This is a genomic window from Pedobacter sp. Bi27 (assembly GCF_918698255.1).
Lineage (GTDB): Bacteria > Bacteroidota > Bacteroidia > Sphingobacteriales > Sphingobacteriaceae > Pedobacter.
The window spans coordinates 21,289-46,147 of record NZ_CAKKMW010000003.1 but is presented as its reverse complement, the minus strand read 5'-3'; the positions used below and the strand labels follow the sequence as shown (position 1 = coordinate 46,147).

Sequence of the window (24,859 nt, the reverse complement as noted above, 5' to 3'; positions counted from 1 at the left end):
AAATCTATTCCCTTTTTTTATTGCTTTGCGCTTGAGCCCCTAACATTTAAGATAGTGGGTAACGACACCTGCATGTTTTCGACAGGTTTTCCTACTTTCTTAAGCTTGTTCAATAAAATTTTCATCACGTTTTCTGCAATCGCCTCAAGAGGCTGTGCAATAGCCGTAACCGGAGGCTCACAAAACTCCAGGATTTCAAAATCATCAAAAGAAACAACAGCCATATCCTTGTGGATCTGAATACCTAGTTTTCTAAAAGTTCTTAAACCGTCTAAACAAATATAGTTGGCTGCAAAAACGACCGCATCCAGCTGTTTCTCTGCTTTAAAAAACTTGATCATCTCCTCAATTGATTCGGCAGAGTTTACATATTTAATCTTTTTCACAAATGCCGGCAAGTTGTATTTTTTTACAGCACTTTCGTAACCCGCCAAGCGGTCTACCATCTGTTGCTGTAAGGTATCGATGGTTACAAAACCTATTTTTTTATAATTATTCTTAATGAGGTGCTCGGTAGCTTCGTAGGTGCTGCTTTGATTATCGATTATTACATAATCTGTTTTAACGTCCTGTACATACCGATCGAATAGTACAACTGGAGCGTCTGTTTGAATCAGTTTTTTAACTTCTTCTTCCAAACCTTCAGGCAAGGCCATTATATAGCCATCAACATGCCTGTCTTTAAAAATCTGCAGCAATTCTATTGCCTTTTCGGTATCGTTTCTAGTACTGCTAAAAAGTATCTTATAACCAAGGCTCGAAGCAATTTCATCAATTCGGCGTGCTATACCCGAGAAAAAAGGTTCAGAAATATCATCAACCAAGAATCCTATAATTTTTGTTTTGCCTGTTCTTAAACTTGTTGCAAGGGTATTGGGCTGATAATTTAATTCAGCAACCAGTTCTAAAACTTTTTTGGTAAGCGATTCGCTAATATTTTTTTCTCTTGCTTTCCCATTAATTACAAACGATACGGTTGTAATAGAAATATTTAATTGTTTAGCGATATCTTTAATCGAAACGCGTTTCTTCATCACAGGCATTGAACGAATAAAATTTTGATTGGTAATATAACAATATATCTATAAATATAGGAGGGTTATGAAAAAAACTAGTCTAAAAAGAAAAAGAGCAACCTATCCAGGATTGCTCAATTAACTAACTTATTATTCATAAAAAATGCTGTTGGGGAAGGAGTCGAACCTTCAAGGGGTAGTTAGCTACAGTTCAAAAAATTAATTTGTGGTCAACCCAATAAACTGCGTTTGTCCCATTATTCCCCACCACCGAGACAAGGAGGCGTGTCTGCCAATTTCACCACCCAACATTTTAAAAGTTAACAGTTTTCAATTTCCAATTCTCAGTTTTTAAACTGCCAACTGTAAATTGCCAACTGAACTGGCTGTAGGGGAAGGAATCGAACCTTCAAGGAGTGGTTAGTACCGAAACCGGTATATTCCCATTATTCTCCGCCACCGAGACAAGGAGGTGTGTCTGCCTGTTTCACCACCCTACATTATGTTATGCAATTTTGAAAGAACGTTTCCTTTTTGTTAATTGCTTGATACAAATGTAAAGGAACAACCAATACCTTGCAAATATTTTAAACATTTAATTTTATTTTTATAATATTGATAAATATTCGTAAATTCGCTTATCATAATTCAAAAATATGCTTAAAAAAGACAATTCCAATTTAGAAATTGACAACCTCGACATCGATATATTGAAACAATTGATGCAGGATGCCACTAAACCTTATACAGAAATCGCTAAAGATCTGATTGTTTCGGGCGGAACGATACACGTTAGGATGAAAAAACTGCAGGAAATGGGGATTATTAAGGGTTCGCACTTAATCATTGACCCGCAGAAGGCTGGATATGATATTTGTGCCTTTTTGGGTATTTACCTGGAGAAAGGAATCCAGTACAAAGATGCAGTTGCACAATTGAGCAAAATTAAAGAAGTGGTAGAATTGCATTATACTACCGGTGCCTACAGTATGTTTGCCAAAATTATCTGCAGGGATACCAATCATTTACGCCACGTTTTAAACGAAGAAATACAGGCCGTGAACGGTATTCAGCGCACAGAGACTTTAATCTCGTTAGAAGAGAGCATTAAGCGTCAGATTGAACTGGGTTAAAGCACAAAGACTAAAGGTAAAAGACTAAAGCAAAAAGATTTCATTTAAGAACACGAAGCTTAAATGATCTCATATGCCTTATATGGTAAAACGCTATTGGTTATTCTTAATAATCAGGAAATGAACGCTGAGTGGGATTTCGGGAATAGTAGTCCCGTTATTCGCTATAGCCGATGAAGAATCGGGCTGCCGCTACTACCGGGTTTAGGAACAAAGGTCAATGCAATAAATAGCAAATTGCCTATCGGCCCCTTCGACTACGCTATTGTTGACAGACTACAATCGAAAAATCGTCATCTCGACCGGAGCAACGCGGAGTGGAGAGATCTTTAAACTAAAGATAAGAGGTAGGTATGCATCGAGCCAAAAATAGCACCACCTAACGAGCCACCTAGACCCGATTAAAGTGAACACGAAGCCGCAGGCAAAGTAAAACGGAAAGCGGGGAAGAAACCAGAATAGCTATACAGACACTGCTCTCCAAACCCAAATAATGATAATATTTTTTTGACAATGCCCTTCGACTACGCTACCATTGACGTTATTTTGCAAATAATTATTAATCAACATTTTAACAAATTTCGCATTTCCATCCAGCTAGGCCATAGTACGGTATCCCCGTTCTACTTAAATCCGGCCTAACAAATTTTTCGGGCTGCACTGCCCAAGCCTACCTGCTGGCTTCGAAAGAAAAATTTTCAGCCGGCAGTTTTTGTTTCTTTTTGATGCCAAAAAGAAAGAGCCCTTAGGCGGCGGCGAGCCGAGGCAAGGTTGAGCCAAGGGCAATAACCAAATATATACGTCATTCATATTGATTTTTATACAATAAATTACCCCTCAGGGTGACACCCTAAGAAAAGCTATTTCAACAACTGATAAGCAACCAGCGCAGCAACATAAGCCATGGCTGTCATATAAGCCAATTGAATAACCGGCCATTTCCAGCCTTTAGTTTCGCGGTAAACAATAGCTACTGTGCTCATACATTGCATGGCAAAAGCATAAAAAAGCATTAATGAAATTCCAGTAGCAAAAGTATATACAGGCAAACCGGTACGACTGTTAACCGAGGCCGACATACGCTCTCTAATGGTGCTTGTATCCTCATCACCGCCATCGACACTATAAATCGTAGCCATAGTACCTACAAAGGCTTCGCGGGCAGCAAAGGAGGTAATTAAACCAATACCAATTTTCCAATCGTAACCCAGCGGGCGGATGGCAGGCTCGATCCAATGGCCAAGGATACCTACATAAGAGTTCTCTAACTTCTCTGTAGCTACCAGGGTTTTAATGTGATCTGTATTTTTTGTGGTATCAGCCAAAGCGGTTTCGTATTTTTTATCGATACTTTCGAAACGGTTTCCTGGCCCAAAAGAGGCCATTACCCAAAGGATGATGGAAATGGCGATGATAACCTTACCCGCTTCGAAAACAAAGGTTTTTGATTTCTCGTACATAGTGTAGAAAACATTTTTCCACCTTGGCATGCGGTAAACCGGCAATTCCATGATAAAATAAGATCTTTCTTTGGTCTTGATGATGAATTTCATTACCCAGGCCACCAGTACCGCAGCAATAATCCCAACCAGGTACATCACCATTAGCGCTAGTCCCTGCAGGTTAAAAACACCTAAAACGGTTTTGGAAGGAATAATTAGCGAAATGATTAATATATATACCGGAAGCCTCGCCGAGCAGCTTACCAAAGGGGTAACCATGATGGTAATCATCCTGTCTTTCCAGTTTTCGATATTTCTGGCGGCCATAATAGACGGAACTGCACAAGCCAAACCACCTATCATCGGTACCACCGATTTACCGTTAAGGCCAACCTTGCTCATAATTTTATCCATCATAAAGGTAACACGGGCCATGTAGCCGGTATCTTCCAAAATGGATATAAAGGCAAAAAGTATTGCAATCTGTGGGATAAACACGAATATGCCGCCTAGCCCGGCAACAACACCATCCAATAACAGATCGGTAAGCATGCCCGCCGGCAAATATTCGTGACCAATACTGGTAATAAAACCAAAACCAGTCTCAATCCAGTCCATTGGATAGGATGACCAGGCAAATATGGCATTGAAAATAACAAAAAGAATCAGTAAGAAAATGGCAAATCCCCATACTTTATGGGTTAAAATAGCATCTAATTTATCGCTGAAAGAAAACTTCTTTTCGGTACCCTTATCAACAACCACATCAGATAAAATAGTACTGAGGTGTTTGTACCTAGCAATGGTTTCTGCAGCCTGAATTTTTGAAGACTCAAAATGGTGCGACTGCTCTATATTTTCAATTTCTTCTTGTTCCTTTTCGGTAAAGAAAGTTAAATGCTCATGCTGGTGCAAAACCTGCAGCGCATAATAATCGTTATCAGAATTAAGTTTCGATTTTATGGCATTAATAGCTTCAGGAGCCAGAAAATTCACATCCACATCCTGCAACTGTGTGGCAATTCTATTGGTATTGGCAATGGCTTGTTTTAGTTTGTCGATCCCAATGTTATTCCGTGCTGAAATGGGAACCACCTGGACGCCCAGTTTCGCTGCAAGTTTATCCAGATTGATCTCGATCCCTTGTTTAGCCGAAAGATCGATCATATTCAGGGCCAAAATCATAGGAATGCCTAAATCTGCCACTTGCGAATACAAAAGCATATTGCGCTTTAAATTGGAAGCATCGGCAATGAGGACAATAACATCAGGGTGGCTATTGTTTTTTTTATCGGCAAGTACCTGAAAAACGATACTTTCATCAGCACTTTTCGGATATAAACTATAGGTTCCGGGTAAATCGATTATTTCGGCTTCTTTACCATTGGCAAGTTTTGTAAAACCTGTTTTCTTATCGACAGTGATGCCTGGAAAATTTCCAATTTTTTGATTTAACCCTGTTAAACGGTTAAATAAAGTAGATTTACCTGTATTGGGATTACCAACTAACGCAACTTTAATATCCAAACCCAGCTTTTTTATTGAATAATGATAACATCGGCTTCGCTTTTACGCAAGCAAAGCTGATAACCAGCAACACGGATCGCCATTGGATCGCCCAGAGGAGCAAAACGCTCTACCTCTACCACCTCACCCGGCAAGCAGCCCATCTCCATTAACTTCACAGACATATCTAAATCTGTAAAAGCTACTATTGTTCCTTTTTCTCCAACTTTTAGGTGCGACAGTTTCATGTGCTAAATTTGGCGCAAGTTAACCTTTCTTTAGATTTATTCCAAATAAGATAGTTGTGCGCGGGATATAAATTACACAGCTTTACCCTAAAATGATCTAGTTCCGCTGTCTGCCCCCACCAAAGCCGCCACCACCGTTACCTCTACGGTTCCTGCCTCCCTCTTCGCCTCCTCTGATGCGGTTTTTACCGCCCATGCGATTAAGTGAATAGGTAAACGAAAACATAAAATAACGCTGCAGAACATTATAACTTACATCCTGGATGGTGTTGTTATTGGCCGTACGGCTTACGCCCTGGTTTTCGTTCAACAGATCGTTTACTGCCGCTTTAAAAGTCCCCCTGTTTTTGAAAAACTGTTTGCTGATGTAAGAATTAACCAAGGTAAAATGCGTATCAAAACCCTCTCCCCTTCCGGTATTCTGGTTATAATCGGCATCTATTGCCCAACGGATATTACCAGGGAATAAATAACTTACACTCACATTTGGACTAAAGGTATAATAACGCGTATTAGAATTAGGTTGAACCGAGTAAGTTGCACGGTTAATCGAACCGTTTAAACCAGCTGTTAAATCGAGCTTATCTAAATTGGAAACCAAGCGGTAACCATTGGTAATAGACCAGCTATTGGTAATATTTTTTAAAGCGTTGGTAAAGTTTACATCCCTATCATAACTTCCACTGACATTGATATGGAAATTCAGCTTATTCTCTGCCATAATCGGCAAACTTAATGAAGAGGAAATAGACCCCGAGTAAACACCGTTTACATTCACCGGAGTAATAGCCAGTTTTCCCTGGTCTTCGCCACTTTGAATTAAGCTACTGCTATTCGCAATCCGGTTTGCAGTTTGCGTCAGGTTTAAATTCACGAATAACGACCTGTTTTTTCCGACAGTAAATGTATTGTAGGCTACGCGAAGGGTGTTGTTAAATTCGGGTTTCAGATCGGGGTTACCAACGGGGATACTTTGCGTGTTGGTATTGTTCCGGATTGGCTGCAACTGCTGAATGCTTGGCTGGTTTGTGCTGCCCCTATAGTTAAACACCAGGCGTTTGCTGTTGCTAAAATTATACCTGAACATGGCCGAGGGTGTATAGTTGAAAACGTTCTGCTTGAGTACAAATCCCTTACTGATATTGTTATTTGTGCGATCAGTATTCTGAACCGCCATCCCCACATTCCAGTTGTATTTTTTCGCCATTTTATTAAAGCTAAAACCCGCCGAGTTGGTTAAAATGGTATTTTCGTAGGCATTACTAAAGGTTTCATCCAACAGATCGTATTGTAAGGTAGCTGGATTGAAATTATAGGTAAAACGATCGGATGTATTGTGGTTATAACCGTTCTGGTAATTAAACTCCAGGCTCAAGGTTTTATCCAGGGGTTCGGTATATACCAATCTTGTATTCTGATTGATGGACTCGCTCTCCTGATCGTTAAACTGATCGGTCGTTTTTTGAGTGGTAGTTCCGTTTTCTTTTCTGGTTTCGGGATTGGTATTGTAATTATCAGCATCGTTATTGTTGATGTTGGTGTTTAAATTCAGAGATAGCGTTCTTCCCCTCCGCATAAATTTTTTACGCAATAAAATGTTGTTGCTAATGGATGGCGTGGTATTATGATTTCTTAACGCTTGGGTTCCGGTAATCATATACTTATTAAAATCGCGGGTGTAGGTGCTGCTGTTTAAGCTCTCGTTATCGGTATAACTTAAATTTGGCTGTATCCGAAGTGAGGTTAATGAATCGAGTTTAGTATCTACCATAAAGTTTAAGCGGTGATTTAACCGATCGGAATTATTGATCTGATCATTTTTAAAAACGGTGGTTTCATTTCCCAATAAATTTTGCCTGACACTGTTCGACAGAATAAGGTTATCAGATTTATTAACGAAATAACTCAGGCTGATTTCGGTTTGATCGGCATACTCATCTGAAAAATTAAACCCGCCAGCTTTGGTGTCGGTAATCCCTCCCCGGCCACCGTTACTGCCGCCATTGCCCCCACCCAAGCCGCCGCCAAAGTTTTGTTTGTTTACATTGTTGAACTGTGCAATTATACTTAAGCGTTTGTCCTGGTTAAAATGGTTAATGTTCGCATTTACATCGTAACGGTCGTTAGAACCATAACCTCCAGAACTGTTTCCGAAATAACCATTTTTCTTATCCTTTCTGGTGGTGATATTAATGATCTTGGTTCTCGAACCATCATCGATTCCGGTAAACTGTGCCTGATCTGACAGTTCATCAATAATCTGAATTTTATCGATCATATCGGCCGGAAGATTTTTAGTGGCCAATAAAGGATCGTTCCCAAAAAACTCTTTACCATCTACCTTAACTTTTGTAATGGTTTCGCCCTGCGCTTTCACCGTTCCGGCCTTATCTACCTCTACTCCTGGCAATTTCTTTAACAGATCCTCAACTACAGCATTCTCTACCACTTTAAACGAGCTTGCATTAAACTCGAGCGTATCCTTTTTTACTACAATTGGGGGAATTTCGGCTTTAATATCAACCGTTTGAAGGTCTATTGCACCACCCTCTAAAACAATATCGCCCAAGGCTACATCTGTTTTGTCTGCAGCGATTGTAAAATCCTTTGTAATATTCTTTAAGCCTAAAAATGCCGCATAAAGCCTATAAGTACCCGGATTTAAGTTTTTGAAAACAAATTTTCCATCCTCGGCGGTACTCACTGCACCAACCATACTAGAATCGGTTAAGTTTTTAACTGCTATAGAGGCGTAATCAATTGGTTTTTTATCTTTTGATTGAATAACCCGTCCGCTAACTGAACCCGTTTTCTGAGCGTAAGCATAAAAAGATGATAAAATAAGTAGGAGCGTAAAAATTTGTTTCATTCGGTTAGTTTGGTTTATAGCATAGAGACTAGCGACTTTTATAAAGGTTTATTTTACTTAGGTAACATTTGAAATACATAAATGTCAATCACACATTTAATATGGAAACGAAATGGACATAAAAAGAAAAGTCCCGATTTTCATCAGGACTCTCATTATTTTAAGCACTATACTTTACATTCTTATGCGCTGGCCGCCACCGCCACCGCGTTGACCTGGCATCTGCATATCTCCACTCATTGTTCTGCCACCAATACGGGTTAACGAATAAGTGAATGACAACATATAATAGCGTTTTAACACATTAAAGTTAACATCCTGGATTGATGTGCCTGTAGCTGTTCTGCTTACTCCTGTATTCTGGTTAAGTGCATCATTAACAGAGAATTTAAATGTGCCTCTGTTTTTAAAGAACTGGCGGCTGATGTATGGATTAAGGAGAGTATATTCCTGGTTATACAGATCGCCACCACCAAAATTTCTAAAATAATCAATATCTATGGCTAACCTGATATTGGCTGGCAATACATAACTTACATCAAAGCTTGGATTAATGGTGTAAAACTGTGTATTGGCAGATTGCTGAGCTGAAAAGGATGAATTGGTATAGCTACCGGTGATACCACCCGTTAAATCAAATTTATCAACGTTGGTAACCAGTTTATAACCGTTGGAAATGGTATACGTATTGGTAATGTTTTTAACTGATGTGGTACCGCCCTGTGGAACAATGTAATTTACATTCCTGTTATAAGCTCCATTACCTGATATATTTAAGGTTAATTTACGCTCTGCCATTAAAGGTAAAGACCATGTTGCATTGGCATTACCTGCATAAACGCCATCAACATTAACATAACTCACCTGTTGAATACCACTAGGCAGCTGTGCAACACTGTTACCGATACTGTTGAAAGTTTGGGTCAAATTTAAGCCAGCAAAAAAGAATCTGCCGTTTTCAATATTGAAGTTATTGAAATTAATCCTCAACTGGTTATTGAAAGAAGGTTTTAAAGCTGGGTTACCCACATAAATAGTTTGCGAATTTGTATTATCAGGAATTGGCTGAATCTGGTCGATGCTTGGTTGAGTGGTAGAACCACGATAATTAATAAACAAGCGTTTACGGTTGCTAAAGTTATACCTGAACTGCGCAGAAGGGGTAATATTAATAAAATTCTGCGTACGCTTTAAGCCAGTAGTTAAATTCGTGTTCACCCTATTGGTTTGCTGTGCAGCTACTCCAATATTCCAGTTGTACTTTTTCTCCGTTGTTGTTAAACTAACGCCTGCCGCATTGGTAAGGGTACGGTTATTATAAATGTTCGAGAAAGTATTGTCTACAAGGTCATACTGCAAAGTTAAAGGATTGTAATTAAGAACATCTCTTTGCGAATCGCTATTTGAATATCCATTCTGATAATTAAATTCTACGCTTAAGGTTTTATTTAAGGGCTCAGTATAAACTAATCGTGTCGTATTATTAATCGAATGACTGCTTGTATTATTCAACTGGTTGGTTAATGAATCTCTCTTTGAAGCACCAGTGGTAATCGTTTCATCTCTATAGTTAAGATTCGTACCATTATTATCATTAATACTGGTACTAACGTTTAACGAAAGGGTACGACCTCTACGTTTAAAACTTTTTCTTACTAATAAATTATTGCTAAACGCGGGCGTAGCTGCAGTTGTCGTGTTCCGCTGTAAACCTTCTGTTAATGAAGTTATAAAATTACGGGTATAGTCTGTAACGCTGTTCCCATCAGTTTCGGTATAGGTTACATTGGGTTGAATCTTGATCGATAACGAAGGGTCTATTTTAGTATCAACCATAAAATTGAAACGATGGTTGATCCGATCTGTAGTATTATTTAATTTCTGATTAATATCGGTTGTTCCTGTACCTAAAAGATTTTGTGTGTGCGAATTCTGCAACAGTTCGGATGTTGCTTTGTTAAAGAAATAACTGGCCTGAAACTGGGTCCCATCTTTATAGGTATCGGCAAAGTTTAAACCAGCTGCATTTGTATTGGTGATACCACCATTTCCACCAGCGCTACTTCCGCCTCCACCACCGCCAAAACCGCCGCCTCCACGACCACCACCGCCTCCAAATCCGTTGCCTACACCACCGCCCTGACCAAAGTTCTGTTTGTTCACATTATTAAACTGACCGATAAAACTGATCTGTCTATCCTCATCAAACTTATTTACATTCAAACTTGCATCATAACGGTCATTGGAACCGTAACCTACCGTACTGTTTCCAAAATAACCATGTTTCATGCCGCTTTTGGTTGTAATGTTCAGGATTTTATTTCTTGTTCCGTCATCAATACCGGTAAACTGGGCCTGCTCAGAAAGCTCGTCAATTACCTGAATTTTATCAACCATATCGGCAGGAAGATTCTTTGTAGCCAATAAGGGGTCGTTTCCGAAAAATTCTTTACCATCAACCTTTACTTTGGTAATGGTTTCGCCCTGGGCTTTAATACTTCCATCTTTTGCTACCTCTACGCCCGGTACTTTCTTTAATAAATCTTCTACAACAGCATTTTCGCGTACCTTGATCGATTTGGCATCAAATTCAATGGTATCTTTTTTTACCACAATTGGAATGGTTGCGGTAACGTTAACATCTTTTAAATCAACGCCATCGTCGCTCATGGCAATTTCGCCGGCATTTACTGCTACTTTATTCACTTCTATATCTTTAGTAGCTGTTTTTAAACCTAAAAAGGCGGAGTAGATTCTATATTTACCTGGGGCAATGCCCTTAAAACTAAAAGATCCATCCGGATTGGTTTGCCCTGAAGCAACAACACTCGAATCTTTTAAGCTCTTAACTGCTATTGTAGCAAAGTCAACCGGCTTCTTATCTTTCGCGTTAATTACTTTACCGCTTATTGAGCCAGTATTTTGAGCCTGGGCAATATATCCACAAAATAGGAGCACAATGAATATTGCCCGCTGAACGTTTTTTTTCATCAAAAAATTAGATATTATAATACAAAACTAAGCTATCAGACTAGGGAAAGGCGCAAAGGTTTGTTAAGGTGTGTTAAAAGCTTGGTAACATTTTAAATACAGCTTTTAGCAAGGCGATCAGATCTAAAAGGAAATCGGATCGGAAGTGGGATTATTTTTGCGGTGAAGGATAAGTTTTGTAATACACTTTTGGGCAGTTACAGTTCTTTTTAAAAATACTGCATCCACTTAAACATATGGCCACAATTACACAGATGATACTAACTTTCGTTTTCATTGATTTTATTTTATTTTCAATTGCAATGAAGCTATTCCGAATAGATTAATTGTTTTTGGTAAGCGGTGTATTCGTCATGGTTTCATTGAAATTTAATTTATGAAGCAATACATAACTAAAAACTGCCATTGATGCGCCTAACATGTCGCAGCCAAAATCCCACCATTCTGCAGACCGGTAGGTAAAAACTTTCCATTGTAACAGTTCAATTCCGCCTCCAAGTACCGCATTGATGAGCAAGATCTTAAAAATGGTTAATGTTCTGAAAGCGAAGGTATGCTGATATCTTATTTTCCCGTAGAAGAGTAATACCGATAAGACAAAGAAAAAACCCATATGGGTCATTTTATCAAAGCCTTTAAAGAAAAAACCGCTTCCACCTACAGAATCGGAAATCTCCATATTACAAAGCACTAAAACTACGATGGTCCATAGAACGGCCCATTTTTGTTGTTTCAGTGCTTTGTACAAAATATAATAATTAAGCGCCTACCAATTCCTGGTATGCTTCTGCAGTTAATAAATCTTCTACTTCAGCTAAATCAGCCAAAGATACTTTTACCATCCAACCTTTTCCATAAGGGTCAGAGTTTACCAATTCCGGATTGTCGTTTAATTCAGCATTAACTTCTAATACTGTACCAGTAACTGGCATATATAAATCAGAAACAGTTTTAACAGCTTCAACAGTACCAAAAACTTCTTCTTTTGCTACTTCGCTGCCTACAGTATTGATATCAACATAAACAATATCACCTAATTCGCGCTGAGCGAAATCAGTAACACCGATAATAGCTTCGTTACCTTCAACTTTAACCCACTCGTGGTCTTTAGTGTATTTTAATTCTGATGGAAAATTCATGGTTTTGTAAGTTATGAATATAAGTTATTTTAATTTTCTTTTTTTATTAAGCTTGTATGGATAAAACGTTTCCCAGCGTTTACCTGCCAAAAATACAATTTAGTTTAACATATCGCAATGCCTGGTGAATTAACTTATCGTAAAAGGTTTGATCTTGCTTTTTTCGCGCACAGCTTCGAATTGGCAATTGTACAGATGAACAGATTCAGTAAAAATCTTTATATTCACCTAACAAATTAACACTCAAACATGAAACCTGCACAAATTTATACTTTAAAAGTATGTCTCGCCACTCTAGTTGTTTCTGTTCCGGTAACAATGGCAATTGGATTTGCCTATATCGGATTGATCAGGCTCATCAACCCACCGAACTGGATGTTTAATTTTAGCCTTTCTTTCAATCATGTATTTATCTTTGTAGCTATACTCGCTGCATTGATCATGTTAAGTGGATACCTGATTACAAAAATAGGTTATAAAAGATTTGTCAACGATAGGCCAGTGGCCCACTCGATTGTGATCTTCCTCTTTTATCTAATCGCCAGTGGAAGCACTTACCTGATGACTTTTGATCATTTATTATTTAGCTATGCCCCTATGTTCTTAACGGCATATGTATTTAGCAGCATATTCTCGTCACAAAAGGACAAGCCTTTACCTGCCTAAGCAACTTACTTATTAATTCAGCGTAAACCTTAAACTAAATCCGAAATTACTGAATGAAGTATTAAACGTTTGAGAAGTATAAGGCTTGGTAATATTCGAATCGTAAAACAATTTGATATTAAATTTCTGATTCAACACATAATCCACACTTGGCCTTAAGGTAATGTTCTTCGCTCCTGAAGAAACTTCGGCTTCGGTAACATCGGCACGGTAAATAACGGTTTTATTATCGCGGATAGCTACATCCAATTTGAAATCCATGTTGTTATCCATTTTCAGGCTTTTAAACCATCCAAATGGGAAGCGGAATTTATTGGTACGATAGCCCAATCCTAAAACCATATTGTTTTCTGATAGCTGTGCCAATTGGCTGTTTGATAAACTTAATCCCAATAAACGTGAACGGTTTAATTCGAAAGAAGCAGTCAGGTTGTTTTTAAACCTGGTATCAACGCCAACCAACGGAGAAAAATATTCAGAAATGGTTACCTGGGCAAACTGGTATTCCGGTAAAAAGTTATTATTTACGTCTCTACTGCTAACCGCACCATTGGTTTCCTGATAACGCAACAATGAGTTAAAGCCATTAATGTTGTAGGCAGAACGATAGCCGTGTCTGATATCAACAGACGAAAACTTATCGGCGATAAAAGGAATACGTGTTAAACCGCTATAGGTTAAACTCCAGTTTGGAAGTGGAATTTTAGGGAAAGCATTCATTTTCGTTTTCCCAGCATCTTTGCCTGAATAAGCAGCCATAAAAGCAGAGATAATTACATCCTGGCTTTCTTTACCGTAACCATCGGCATAACTGCCGTTTACGCCTCCCGAATTTGGATTCTGAGCACCCAATCTTCTGGAAATAATAATCCTATTGGCCATAAACTGGTTAAACAGACCCGAAATTACCGTTGAGTTATTTTCTTTGAAAGCCGTCCCCAAAGCAATATACGATACACTATAATCGCCCGTGGTAATGGCACTTAAGTTTTCGAACGATGATACACTGGCTACATACCTGAAATTGGTAGAAAAGTTTCTTGTTTGCGCCTTATTGGCCTTTAGCGTAATCCGTAAATCTTTAAACGGCTCTACCTGCCCGGTAAGCTGAAAATCTTCTCTAAGTGTATTTACATACAATTGGTTCTGCAAGGTATCGGTGGTGAGCCATCCATTGTTTAAGGCCATATCGCGAATATCACGCTGACTGCCGAAAGCAAAACCCAAGCCGGGTGCCCCCGTTGCATTATCGATACCAAAATACTTGGTGGTTGGCAGATAGCCCGGCAAGAAAATACCTTTGGTTTGTACAAAGCTGGCATTAACGTTTTTTACACTCGTTAATAGATTAATAAAAAATGTCTTAGCACCACTTCCTTCCTGGTCGTTGCCCGCCTTTCTGATAAAACCAAACTTGTTGTATAATGTAGTTAGGTTTAAGGTTGGATTTACCTGTACCGTTCTGCTGTTCTGTACCGTGTTACCCAAATTAATATTCGGATCGCGTAAAGTAGAAAGCGGCTCAGTTTGCCAGTTAAAGTTTGTACCATAACGGGTTTTAACGGTAATCCAGTTTAGTCCTGGTATTTTATCAATTGGCAGATTATAGGTAACGTTTAAATTATGGTTATAATCGGTTGTGCGTCCTAAACGTTTTAAGTTTTGCCAAACGGTATCGCGTTTTAAACCGTCAAGTCTTCCATCCGGTTCATCAATGATCGAATAATTTGTGGCATTAAAATCTAACTGTAACGAACGGGTAAGGTTCCAGGCGACACCATAAATCCTGCTCATGGTAAAGTTTTTGTTAAAGGTGGTACCATAACCACTCTGGTAAACCCCAATCGTATTATTTGGATCGTTATTCCGCAAGGTATTTTCTGAATATAAACGGTCTACATCAATTCTGAAATTAATGGCACTTGGAAAAATACTGAAGTTAAAATCCTTCAATAAAGCCAGCATGTTCGATTTAATAATCTTTTCAAACGGCGCTATTGTTTTGGCTTCTTTAGAATAACTATACTGTAACGATGCCCTATAGGTATTCTGAATACTGCTCTGATTAATAAAATCGCGATGATTGTATTGGGTATAAGCATAACTTGCGGCAAAATTCTCAATATCCCATAGCCTTACAGGTTTACTGTTATTGGTCCGTTCTTTTCTAACGTTTGTAAAGTTTATGCCTCTTCTAACGGTATAATCCTGTGCAAAGTTTAAAATCGAATCTTTCTGTTCTTTTGTCGACTGCTCGAGCGCATTTTTGAGCTCAATATCTGGCGTTCTCGGATTATACTGCGGGGTAGAAACCTGTTTAGAGTAACTCACAAACATCGGGATTTTCACACCCGATTTTTGCGGCAGAAACTTACCTAATTCCATGGCAGAAGAAACATCAAGCAATACATTATCTGCACGGTTCCGTTCGCTCACTTTCGAATCGATAGATCCGAAACCGATGGTAGATTTACTTCCGGAAATATTTACATCTGCAAAATCAGCCAATTTTAAGTTCAATCTTCCTGTAGCTGCCCAACCGCCTTTTTCGTCAAATTCAGTTAACCTCAATTCGTTAAACCAAACCAGTGCATTTTTATCAAGGCCATCATCGTTCTGTTCATCACTGGCAGCACGGAGCGGATTTTTAATTCCTACCATATACACCCTAACCTTGCTCATATCAGGTTGCCCTTTAACTATAATGGTTCTATTTCCGTCGGTATAGGTAAATGGGACATTTGTAGGCCATGGTTGTCCGTTGGCTTGTTTAGCTACGTTACGGGCAAGCTTGGCATTTTGGAAAAGTGTTAAATCAATATCCATTCTATTGGCTTCCGGCCAAATGGCATCAGGATCGCTTGTACCTGGATTGGTTACCTTTAAGGGGATTACATATTCATAATAGTTATCCTGGTTATCGGTTCCGATTCTTAAGAATGCGGCAACGTCATTATCATTTAATATTTGGTTATTAACAGCCTCGGCATGAATAAACATTTCCAAATGTTTGTAAGATCTGAAATCGCTGTAGGCTGTTTTAAATGCAGCTCTACCATAGCCATCTCTTAACGATTTTACAATAACCGATAGCGATTGCTCATTTAAACGTGTATCGCCACGATAGTTGCTATAGTCGCGCTCGCGAAGAATGCCCGGAGGGGTAACATATGGAATCGGTGAACGTTTTCCATTTTCTTCGATGTTTACTGTGGAAACTTCAATAGTCGAATTATCAGGAGTAAGTGCAGGCAACGATGGATCAACGATTACCTGTGCAGCTTGGTTGGACGCATTATACTCTCTCCACTCCCCACGGATTAACTGCAACTTTGCAAAACGCATCACGGCAGTATCAGCGAAATTGGTCATAAACATCCTGAAGAAACGGATTGATTTAAAATCCTGGATCCCACCTACTTTCTCCTGGTACTGACCGATCGGGATTCTGAATTGATACCATGAAACGGCCTGGGTATTTCCATTGGCCAATTTTACCTGCGAGGTAACCTTATCGGTAATAAAGTTCTGACCAACATTTAAATCTCCCGGGCGGATCGAAACTTTATACTGAAAATACTCATCACTTTGCGTCATGTTATTATCGCGGTTGATGTCTTCCCCGTCGGGTAAAGAAGTAGATGCAGAATTTTCAAGTCCTAATTCTTCTTGCGACTGTTGCGAAGTTTTAGAGTTTCCTTCCGTTCCATTATATTTTTCGTAGCGTTTAAGAATACCCGCGTTGATCTGATCTAATGCCGGACCTCTGAAATAAGTATAATTATCTGATGATGGATCGGCATCAAGCGCGGCAGAAGCGGTGGCATTTAACTGCGATTTAATCTGCGTAATTGCCGCAGCAAATTTTACTTTTTCATCAGCATCTGATAATCCATCCAAACCTACATCCTGTGCCCTACGCGAACCGGCATTGTTATCGAAAGCCTGTACAACGGGTTGCAATTTGGGTACACGGCCCCAAGCAGTTTCTTCGTATTTGCTTGGGTCGTTTGTGGCTGGCAGACCGTTTTCTAACGATTTCCGGCCATCCTTAAGAATATCTTCTGAGATATTCCCCAGGTTAAAATACATGTCGCCACCGGCAGAATTTGGTTTATAGATAAACGGATCCATTACCCAAAACTCAATAAAGCCCACATTTAAGGCTTCAAAATCGTTGGTTTCGATTTTTCGTTGGAAACCTCCCCAATTATTTTTAGGTTGCAATAATGTTCCATCGGGCCTAAAATCTGTTGAACGAAAGTTATATGGCCCCCTAACAGTTGGATAATAAGCCACATCAAAAGTGGTAATGTTTAAGGCCTGCCCGGTTGCCGTTTCTTTAAACGGAAAAACCTCCTGCTCAATTACCTCCCTCACATAGTGATTGGAAAGTTCTCCCCGGTTGCCTCTGATATTGGACGGAGTGGTAGATGCCGCCGAATTATAAAAAGTTGGGTCGATGTTATAAAATGCAATTCTTGCCCGATTGTAACCATAAGATAAGTCGTTGGATTTATCAAACTCTGAGAAAAGCTGTGGCGTACCTGACAGCTGCCAGGCAATGGCACTCTTTAAATCGATTACCGATCTGGATGCTTCGAAATCATCTAAATAACTTACTCCATTTTTACTGCCGGCAAAATTCAGCGCTCTTGGATGCCCAGGGATCAATTGCGCAAACTCTCCATAAAACGTTACACTCGAAGGTGCTTTGGTTGAAATGAACGGAAGTTTATCAACCAGTTTTGTTAAAAATCTTGATGGAGAGCTGTAGTTAATATCTGCTCCCCAAATGGTATTTGAAATAGGCTCTTCGCCGATGTTTACCTTTTGGGTTAAAGGTTTCTCGGTTAGATTCATAATGGTACCACCCAGATTTAGTTTATTGTTTACACGGTAATCTAAACGGGTTCCAAAAAGTGATCGTTGCTGAAGGCCAAAGGTTTCACTGTTTTCGGTAGTAATACGAATCGGCTGACCAGACACCAAAAGTGCCTGGTTGATGATGCTTACCCGCCCCCCCTGATAATCGACAGTAAAATCTACCCCTTCGGTTAATGGCATTGTTCCGGCAAAAACCTTTACCGATCCTTCTGGAACGTTAATGGCATTTAAACTAAATTCAGAAGAAATATCAGATTGGTAATTTACCTTAATAGTGTACCTGTTCTGGTTTTGAAACAGCTGCTTAGCGATGGTTTGGGTTGAATCGTAAAGTGCAGTAAAAGTATATTTATTGATCAAAGCCTGCTCGCTCGGCAAAAACTTTGCAGCTAAATCTTTACCAAATGGCTCAATCACAGGAAAAATAATCCTTCCATTTGCCGGATCGATAGTGATATAACCCGAATTGGTATTGGTAACCAATGAAGTTTGCCCATTGCTCCCCACGCCGAACATACTCGCCTGATTGGCATTGCTTGCGGTAGAATAAGAACCAAAAGCATTATTTGCGGCCACGAAATCGAAAACTCCATCGGGCCTGCGCTCATTTTGCTGGTTCAAACGATCAAATTCGGTTAAGGCAATCCACTGCTTATTTGCAGTATTTTGTCCTTCAGTCATTACCGGGTTATCCACACCGGTTTCGTTATCGATACGGTAAATATCCAGTTTGAAATTCTGACTGCTGATCTGGTACCCTCCGATAGAATAAATATTTTTCATCATCAGATCCCATGTTGGCAGTTGGATCTTGGTGGTTTCGTTCTTTAACAATTTAGCATAAAGTACTTTTGGATTTGCCGCATCAAATGAAACATCGGTAGAAAACTCACCAACCTGATACTCTACGCCGTTATAGGTATAGCGGTAGGCAACAGCTAAAACCTCATCGGCATTTAATGGGTTGTTCAGCGACAAATAACCCAATTGCGGCTGAAAGGTAAATTCGCGCTCCGTTAATTTCCTGGCGTAAACCAGTTTGGCAAAGTTATCGGTATTGCTGCTATTGGCAGGTGTTGTCTGGAAGAAAGAAAGGACGGCATTGGAATTTGTCTGTCTTATGGCACCGCCCTGATAAGCATTTAACTGCGAGATCAAGTTGTTTGACTGTTGCGGGAAACCCGTAGCTGTAGTTCCTGCCGGCAAGCCAGAAGTTCCTCCGGTAATTAAATTATTGTTAAAAGGAACATTTTCACCCAAATCCATTAAACCCAATACATCTCTGGAGTCGGTGGTATTACCTGCCTTATTGGTAATCCATACCTCAATTTTGGTAATCTGAATCGGAGAGGTAATAATAGGTGCGTTGGCCAGGTTTTTATTGTAGTTATTCCTAAAATATTGTGAGAGAAAATAGTGTTTATTGGCCTCGTAGCTATCAATATTTACCGTGGTGGTATTTTGTTGCGCCCCATTGGTAATTTTAATTTCCCGTGATTGAGATTTTTGCTGAGTATAAACACTTGTTACGTTTAAACGCCCGAATTTCAACTGTGTTTTAATACCGAAGAGTGCCTGGGTTCCGGTAATTAAAGAGGTATTTAAAGGCAAGCTTACATTACCTGCTTCAATTTTTTGGATAATATCATCAGGTCCGCCGGTATAATCGAGCTTAATCTGATTTTCGAAATCAAATTGGGCCTCGGTATTGTAATTACTTTTGATTTTTAGTTTGGTTCCGATATTACCAACCAGATCCATCTGGATCCTTTGATTAAAATCGAAATTGGTCTGTACCCTTTGCCTTTCGTTAAAAAGCGGGTTCTCATTCTTGTTTACCCGACCTAAAAAGGTGAGTTCTGCCTCTCCACGGGGCTGAATATCAATGGTTGTTCCACCAAATAATTTTTCGAAAGCTTTGCTGTTGACCTGGATCTGCGGAATAATACCAGTGCTTCTGTAATCACTTACTTCTGCATTTGAAATGCTGCGCCAGTTACCGCGTTTTATCTCACTGTTAACCAATCGCTGGTATTCATCAATGGTTAAGTATTGTGTGTTTAAAACAAATTTTTCGCCAATTAATTCCTTTACCACATAACGTTTATTCTTGGCATCGTATTCTACAACACGTTTTAAATTGCTAGGTGCCGGATAAAACGGATTAACGGCCGGACTAAGTCCTAAATGTTCTTTTTCACGTAAACTAAAATTATTTTTGGGGGTAATAGTATCCGTTTTGCTTGGAACAACTTGAGAGAAAGCGTTTTGAGAAGCAATTAAGAAAAGAGGGATGAGAAACAGAAATGTAGATATTCTCTTCAAAGGCAGTAGATCTATAAAGTTTTTAAAGCTTGTTTAATTAGTTGCTCTACCGAAAGTGTTCCCTCTGTCACTTTTAAAATCTGGTCAATAGTTTTTTCGGCGGTTTGTTTGGCGAATCCGAGCATTACCAATGCTGATAACGCTTCATCTTTAACAGTATTGTGTTGAGGCATAGAAATTAATGAATCTACACCTTCTTTTTTTAGTTTGTCCTGTAGCTCTAAAACCAGGCGTTGTGCGGTTTTAGCTCCCAAGCCCTTAATTCTTTGAATTAGAGGCAAATCGGCTTTAACAATTGCGGTCTGGATTTCAACAGGTGTGATGGATGATAAAATCATTCTGCCCGTATTTGGCCCAATTCCCGATACCGATATTAAATGTAAAAATAAACGGCGTTCGCCTTCATCGGCGAAGCCGTATAATGTATGTGCATCTTCTTTTACATGCAGCCAGGTGTATAGTTTACACCTTTCTGCATCAGCTAAAGCGCTGTATGTATTTAAAGAAATGTTTATATGATAGCCTATACCTCCGGCTTCAACCACAACATAGGCTGGGTTCTTGAATGTCAATCTACCATCAATATAGGCGTACATGTAATTCTACTTTTTAGTTGTTTTTCCAAATATACCTTTTCGTTTCGATGTTGCAATTTCTTCTTTTGCTTGCACATCTACAACAGCAATGGTAACCATATTGACGATTTCGCGTACAGAACTACCTAATTGAACAATATGAACAGGTTTATTCAATCCTAACAAGATCGGACCCACCGCTTCGGCACCGCCTAACTCTTGTAACAATTTGTATGCAATGTTTCCAGACTCCAGATTTGGGAACACTAAAGTGTTCGCAGGAGCATCGGCCAAAGTGCTAAATGGAAAATTATCTTTCAGCAGTTCGTTGTTAATGGCAAAGTTTCCTTGCATCTCTCCATCCACAATTACCTCTGGGTGATTTTTATGCAGGAGGTTAACCGTTTCTCTTACTTTATTTGGGGTTACCCCATCATTTGAACCAAAGTTCGAATATGATAATAAAGCAATACGCGGCTTGATGTTAAACTGCTTAACAGATTTATCAAGCAATAAAGTAATATCTACCAACTCTTCTGCAGTTGGATCTACGTTTACGGTGGTATCGCCGAAGAAAACAGGACCTTTTTTGGTCATCATCATGTACATACCAGCAACGCGTTTTACACTCGGATCAACACCGATTACGTGTAAAGCAGGTTTAATGGTAGATCCATAATTTTTGGTCAGACCAGAAATCATCGCATCTGCTTCGCCAAACTCAACCATCGATGCACCATAGTAGTTACGGTCTCTCAATAATTTAGTGGCATCAGTTAATGAAACCCCTTTACGCTGACGTTTTTGATAAAGCGCCTCGGCATATTGTTTGGTTTTATCAGGGTTCTGCATCTGATCGATAATCTCAACACCTTCTAACTCTAAACCGTGCTCATCAATAATCGCCTGTATTTTATCTTTATTTCCTAAAAGTATCGGAATTGCGATATTCTCGTCGTTAACAATCTGTGCGGCCTTTAAAATCTTGTAATTATCGGCTTCAGCAAATACCACTCTTTTTGGATCTGTTTTAGCTTTGGTAGTGATGGCACGCATAATGGCATCATCCAAACCCAGGCGTTTTCTCAGTTCTTCGCTATAGGCATCCCAATCGGTAATAGTTTTACGGGCTACTCCACTTTCAATTGCTGCTTTAGCAACCGCGATAGAAACTTCAGTAATTAACCTGAAATCTACAGGTTTTGGAATAATATATTCTTTACCAAATTTAAGGTTACGGGCGTTGTAAGCTAAGTTCACAGCCTCTGGAACAGATTTTTTAGCTAATTCTGCAATGGCTTTAACGGCAGCGATTTTCATCGGCTCGTTAATTCCTGTTGCACGAACATCTAGCGCACCACGGAAAATATAAGGGAAACCTAAAACGTTATTTACCTGGTTCGGATAATCAGAACGGCCGGTAGCCATAATAATATCTTTACGGGTTTTAATCGCCAGTTCGTAGGCAATCTCCGGATTAGGGTTGGCCATCGCAAAAACGATAGGGTTTTTGGCCATCGAAGTCAGCATTTCTGCTGTAACACAATCTGCTGATGAAAGACCGATAAATACATCAGAATCTTTCATGGCTTCTGCCAAAGTGTTGATTTTCCTGTCGGTAGCAAATTCAGCTTTAATATCGTCAAGTACTTCACGATCTTTACGGATCACGCCAGAACGGTCGCACATAACGATGTTCTCTTTTTTAGCACCCAAAGAAACATAAAGTTTGGTACAAGAAATTGCAGCGGCACCAGCACCATTAACTACAATTTTGATCTTATCCATTTTTTTCTTGAAGATTTCGCAAGCGTTCAACAATGCCGCAGCCGAAATAATCGCTGTACCATGTTGATCATCATGCATGACCGGAATGTTCATTTCTTCCTTTAAGCGACGCTCAATTTCGAAACATTCTGGGGCTTTGATATCTTCTAAGTTAACACCACCAAAAGTTGGCTCTAAAGCCTTAACAATTTTCACAAAATCATCAACATTTTTGGTATCCAACTCTAAATCGAATACATCGATATCAGCGAATATCTTGAAAAGTAAACCTTTTCCTTCCATTACCGGTTTTCCGGCTTCCGGGCCAATATCGCCCAAGCCTAAAACGGCTGTACCGTTACTGATTACCGCAACCAGGTTACCCTTTGCGGTATATTTATAAACATCTTCTTTATTTTCTGCAATCTTCAAACACGGCTCTGCAACGCCAGGGGAATACGCTAAAGTTAAATCTCTTTGCGATGTTGTAGGTTTTGTGGGTACTACTTGTATCTTTCCTGGACGGCCTTGCGAGTGGTAATCAAGCGCATCTTGCTTTCTAGTGGTCTTACTCATTACGTAACTTATTAGTGACGGGGGCAAAGGTACAATTCTTTTTATGAGGCATAAAATAAAAAGCCTTTCAAAAAAGTTAAATAAGACGTTACACTAAGCTACCGCTACACTAATTGGATTAAACCAAGCATTGCTGATAGAATTTTAAATATTTGATCAAGAAATGAATACCACTGTTCGGTCGTCCCTACTAACCCCTGCTAATTTTCAGGATCATCCCTACTTGCAAACCAGCTTTTGATAAACGGTTGTCTCTTCTGATGCTCTGAACGGTTGCACCGTCAAATTTCTCTGCAATTTCAGACAGGGTGTCGCCGGTTTTAACCTTATAACTTAAAAACGATGATGGTGCTTTTAATGGCATCCGGTTTTTGGCATAAATCTTTAGTCTTTGCCCCGGCACCAGCGTTTTGGTTTTTAAACCGTTCCAAACCCTTAAATCCTGCACCTCTACACCATATTTATCAGCAACAGTTGTTAAGCTCTGTCCTGAGGTAACTTTATGATAAACTACTGAGGACGTAGCTATACTTTTAATTTTTTTCTTTCTTAAATCTCTTGCATCATCAGTACTCGCAGCCACCACTTTCATGCTTACATCCACTTCCTGGTTGTTGAGCACATCGTAAATGCCTGCGTAATCAACATCCCTCAACTTGGGCATTACAATACGCTTCGGCTCATCATCGGTACCATTTACAATCTTTTTCTTGTACGATGGGTTTAAGGCCATAATCGCCGCTTCATCAACATTTAACACTTTTGCAAGGGTAGATAGCGACACGAAACGGGTAGTTTGAACCGTATCGGTTTTTAAGAACATGCTCGAGGCCTGCGCGGTAATCTGATGTTTGCCAGAATAATTCATTACGTAAACCGCGGCAATAAATGCTGGTACATAATTTCTGGTTTCTTTAGGTAAAAACTGTCTGATTACCCAAAAATCCCTCGATCCTGCTTTATCAATAGCCCGGTTAACATTCCCCTTTCCGCAGTTATAAGCGGCAATGGCCAACAGCCAATCACCAAGCTCTTCAAAAGCATCTCTAAAATAGGCTGCCGCTGCATAACTGGCCTGGATGGGATCTTTACGTTCATCCACAAAATTATCCATCTTTAGGCCATAGGCTTTGCCGGTACCGAACATAAACTGCCAGATACCCGTAGCCCCTACTCTAGAAATGGCATGCGGATTCATCTGTGATTCGACAATCGTTAAATATTTTATTTCCTGTGGAATATTATAATCTTTTAAGGCTTTATCAAAAATCGGGAAGTAATAACTAGATAAGCCGATCATTTTCCCGAACATATCTTTACGCTTGGCATAAATATCGATATACTGCTGAACGTACTCGTTGTAAGGAAGGGGTACTGTTTTAGCAATAGAATCGAGCCTGAGTTTATAGATAAAGTTCTGGCCCATGGTTAATGGGTTTTCTGAAACAGCCGGTACAGCTACGGTATCAGTATTGATAAAAATGTTGTTGTGAATCTTCGGAAGACTATCCAGTTTGAGCGTTTGTTGCGCAGAAGAAGAAGAAATGTATCCTAAACAAGCGCAAATTGAAGCAAAAAGTAATTTTTTAATCATGGGCTATTGGTTCAAATTTTCATTAACCGTGGCATGTGTCACCACAAACCTTTATACAGATTCCTTTTCTTTCCATAATTAAGAAAAGAGTAAGAACCTGCGAACCTTCTAGACAATGCCTAGAA

At 39.4% G+C, this 24,859-nt stretch carries 14 protein-coding genes and 2 tRNA genes; 2 read left to right on the top strand and 14 right to left on the bottom strand.

Annotated features, from left to right (window positions below):
• Nucleotides 1-17: 17 nt before the first annotated feature.
• From LQ227_RS10310 to LQ227_RS10300, 3 genes are all read right to left on the bottom strand, one after another.
• Nucleotides 18-1,034: a LacI family DNA-binding transcriptional regulator gene (locus LQ227_RS10310; protein WP_230144300.1), complete on the bottom strand. Its 1,017-nt coding sequence runs from the start codon at nucleotides 1,032-1,034 to the stop codon at nucleotides 18-20.
• A 148-nt stretch (nucleotides 1,035-1,182) separates the two neighbouring features.
• A tRNA-Asp gene (locus LQ227_RS10305) sits at nucleotides 1,183-1,327 on the bottom strand.
• Between the two features lie 72 nt (nucleotides 1,328-1,399).
• A tRNA-Asp gene (locus tag LQ227_RS10300) sits at nucleotides 1,400-1,516 on the bottom strand.
• 156 nt (nucleotides 1,517-1,672) lie between these two features.
• Here LQ227_RS10300 and LQ227_RS10295 point away from each other — a divergent pair.
• Entirely contained in the window at nucleotides 1,673-2,149 is a 477-nt protein-coding gene (locus LQ227_RS10295) for an Lrp/AsnC ligand binding domain-containing protein (RefSeq protein ID WP_025145395.1), read from the top strand.
• A gap of 860 nt (nucleotides 2,150-3,009) precedes the next feature.
• Here LQ227_RS10295 and feoB read toward each other — a convergent pair.
• The 7 genes from feoB to gcvH form a co-directional block, all read right to left on the bottom strand.
• Entirely contained in the window at nucleotides 3,010-5,118 is a 2,109-nt protein-coding gene (feoB, locus tag LQ227_RS10290; protein WP_371823050.1) for a ferrous iron transport protein B, read from the bottom strand.
• 11 nt (nucleotides 5,119-5,129) lie between these two features.
• Complete coding sequence (locus LQ227_RS10285; protein WP_055913318.1) at nucleotides 5,130-5,345, bottom strand: FeoA family protein; 216 nt, start codon at nucleotides 5,343-5,345, stop codon at nucleotides 5,130-5,132.
• A 97-nt stretch (nucleotides 5,346-5,442) separates the two neighbouring features.
• Nucleotides 5,443-8,214, bottom strand: a complete 2,772-nt coding sequence (locus tag LQ227_RS10280) for an outer membrane beta-barrel family protein (RefSeq protein ID WP_230146650.1) — start codon at nucleotides 8,212-8,214, stop codon at nucleotides 5,443-5,445.
• A 174-nt stretch (nucleotides 8,215-8,388) separates the two neighbouring features.
• A complete protein-coding gene (locus LQ227_RS10275; protein WP_230149262.1) occupies nucleotides 8,389-11,205 on the bottom strand; it encodes an outer membrane beta-barrel family protein in 2,817 nt (938 codons plus the stop codon).
• A 151-nt stretch (nucleotides 11,206-11,356) separates the two neighbouring features.
• A complete protein-coding gene (locus LQ227_RS25570) occupies nucleotides 11,357-11,482 on the bottom strand; it encodes a hypothetical protein (protein ID WP_256449931.1) in 126 nt (41 codons plus the stop codon).
• Between the two features lie 45 nt (nucleotides 11,483-11,527).
• Nucleotides 11,528-11,953 carry a VanZ family protein gene (locus LQ227_RS10270; protein ID WP_230146529.1) on the bottom strand — a complete coding sequence of 142 codons (426 nt, stop codon included), beginning with the start codon at nucleotides 11,951-11,953 and terminating at the stop codon, nucleotides 11,528-11,530.
• A 10-nt stretch (nucleotides 11,954-11,963) separates the two neighbouring features.
• Nucleotides 11,964-12,344, bottom strand: coding sequence for a glycine cleavage system protein GcvH (gcvH, locus tag LQ227_RS10265; RefSeq protein ID WP_108197822.1), 381 nt, complete (start codon nucleotides 12,342-12,344; stop codon nucleotides 11,964-11,966).
• A gap of 249 nt (nucleotides 12,345-12,593) precedes the next feature.
• Between gcvH and LQ227_RS10260 the strand changes: the two genes are divergently transcribed.
• Complete coding sequence (locus tag LQ227_RS10260) at nucleotides 12,594-13,010, top strand: hypothetical protein (protein ID WP_230146528.1); 417 nt, start codon at nucleotides 12,594-12,596, stop codon at nucleotides 13,008-13,010.
• Nucleotides 13,011-13,022: 12 nt separating this feature from the next.
• Here LQ227_RS10260 and sprA read toward each other — a convergent pair whose 3' ends face one another.
• The 4 genes from sprA to LQ227_RS10240 form a co-directional block, all read right to left on the bottom strand.
• Nucleotides 13,023-20,222 carry a cell surface protein SprA gene (gene sprA / locus LQ227_RS10255; RefSeq protein ID WP_230149261.1) on the bottom strand — a complete coding sequence of 2,400 codons (7,200 nt, stop codon included), beginning with the start codon at nucleotides 20,220-20,222 and terminating at the stop codon, nucleotides 13,023-13,025.
• Between the two features lie 11 nt (nucleotides 20,223-20,233).
• Nucleotides 20,234-20,818 carry a Holliday junction branch migration protein RuvA gene (gene ruvA, locus LQ227_RS10250; protein WP_116248904.1) on the bottom strand — a complete coding sequence of 195 codons (585 nt, stop codon included), beginning with the start codon at nucleotides 20,816-20,818 and terminating at the stop codon, nucleotides 20,234-20,236.
• Between the two features lie 6 nt (nucleotides 20,819-20,824).
• Nucleotides 20,825-23,140 carry an NADP-dependent malic enzyme gene (locus tag LQ227_RS10245; RefSeq protein WP_230146526.1) on the bottom strand — a complete coding sequence of 772 codons (2,316 nt, stop codon included), beginning with the start codon at nucleotides 23,138-23,140 and terminating at the stop codon, nucleotides 20,825-20,827.
• Between the two features lie 190 nt (nucleotides 23,141-23,330).
• Nucleotides 23,331-24,734 (bottom strand): lytic transglycosylase domain-containing protein, encoded by a 1,404-nt coding sequence (locus LQ227_RS10240; protein ID WP_230146525.1) that lies wholly within the window; start codon nucleotides 24,732-24,734, stop codon nucleotides 23,331-23,333.
• Nucleotides 24,735-24,859: the final 125 nt, after the last annotated feature.

What these genes read in the sequence shown, in the direction of transcription:
- ruvA (WP_116248904.1), bottom strand. Translation starts at nt 20,818, where the DNA reads ATGTACGCCTATATTGATGGTAGATTGACATTCAAGAACCCAGCCTAT.
- LQ227_RS25570 (WP_256449931.1), bottom strand. Translation starts at nt 11,482, where the DNA reads ATGAAAACGAAAGTTAGTATCATCTGTGTAATTGTGGCCATATGTTTA.
- LQ227_RS10240 (WP_230146525.1), bottom strand. Translation starts at nt 24,734, where the DNA reads ATGATTAAAAAATTACTTTTTGCTTCAATTTGCGCTTGTTTAGGATAC.
- LQ227_RS10310 (WP_230144300.1), bottom strand. Translation starts at nt 1,034, where the DNA reads ATGAAGAAACGCGTTTCGATTAAAGATATCGCTAAACAATTAAATATT.
- LQ227_RS10285 (WP_055913318.1), bottom strand. Translation starts at nt 5,345, where the DNA reads ATGAAACTGTCGCACCTAAAAGTTGGAGAAAAAGGAACAATAGTAGCT.
- gcvH (WP_108197822.1), bottom strand. Translation starts at nt 12,344, where the DNA reads ATGAATTTTCCATCAGAATTAAAATACACTAAAGACCACGAGTGGGTT.
- LQ227_RS10275 (WP_230149262.1), bottom strand. Translation starts at nt 11,205, where the DNA reads ATGAAAAAAAACGTTCAGCGGGCAATATTCATTGTGCTCCTATTTTGT.
- LQ227_RS10280 (WP_230146650.1), bottom strand. Translation starts at nt 8,214, where the DNA reads ATGAAACAAATTTTTACGCTCCTACTTATTTTATCATCTTTTTATGCT.
- LQ227_RS10245 (WP_230146526.1), bottom strand. Translation starts at nt 23,140, where the DNA reads ATGAGTAAGACCACTAGAAAGCAAGATGCGCTTGATTACCACTCGCAA.
- LQ227_RS10295 (WP_025145395.1), top strand. Translation starts at nt 1,673, where the DNA reads ATGCTTAAAAAAGACAATTCCAATTTAGAAATTGACAACCTCGACATC.
- LQ227_RS10260 (WP_230146528.1), top strand. Translation starts at nt 12,594, where the DNA reads ATGAAACCTGCACAAATTTATACTTTAAAAGTATGTCTCGCCACTCTA.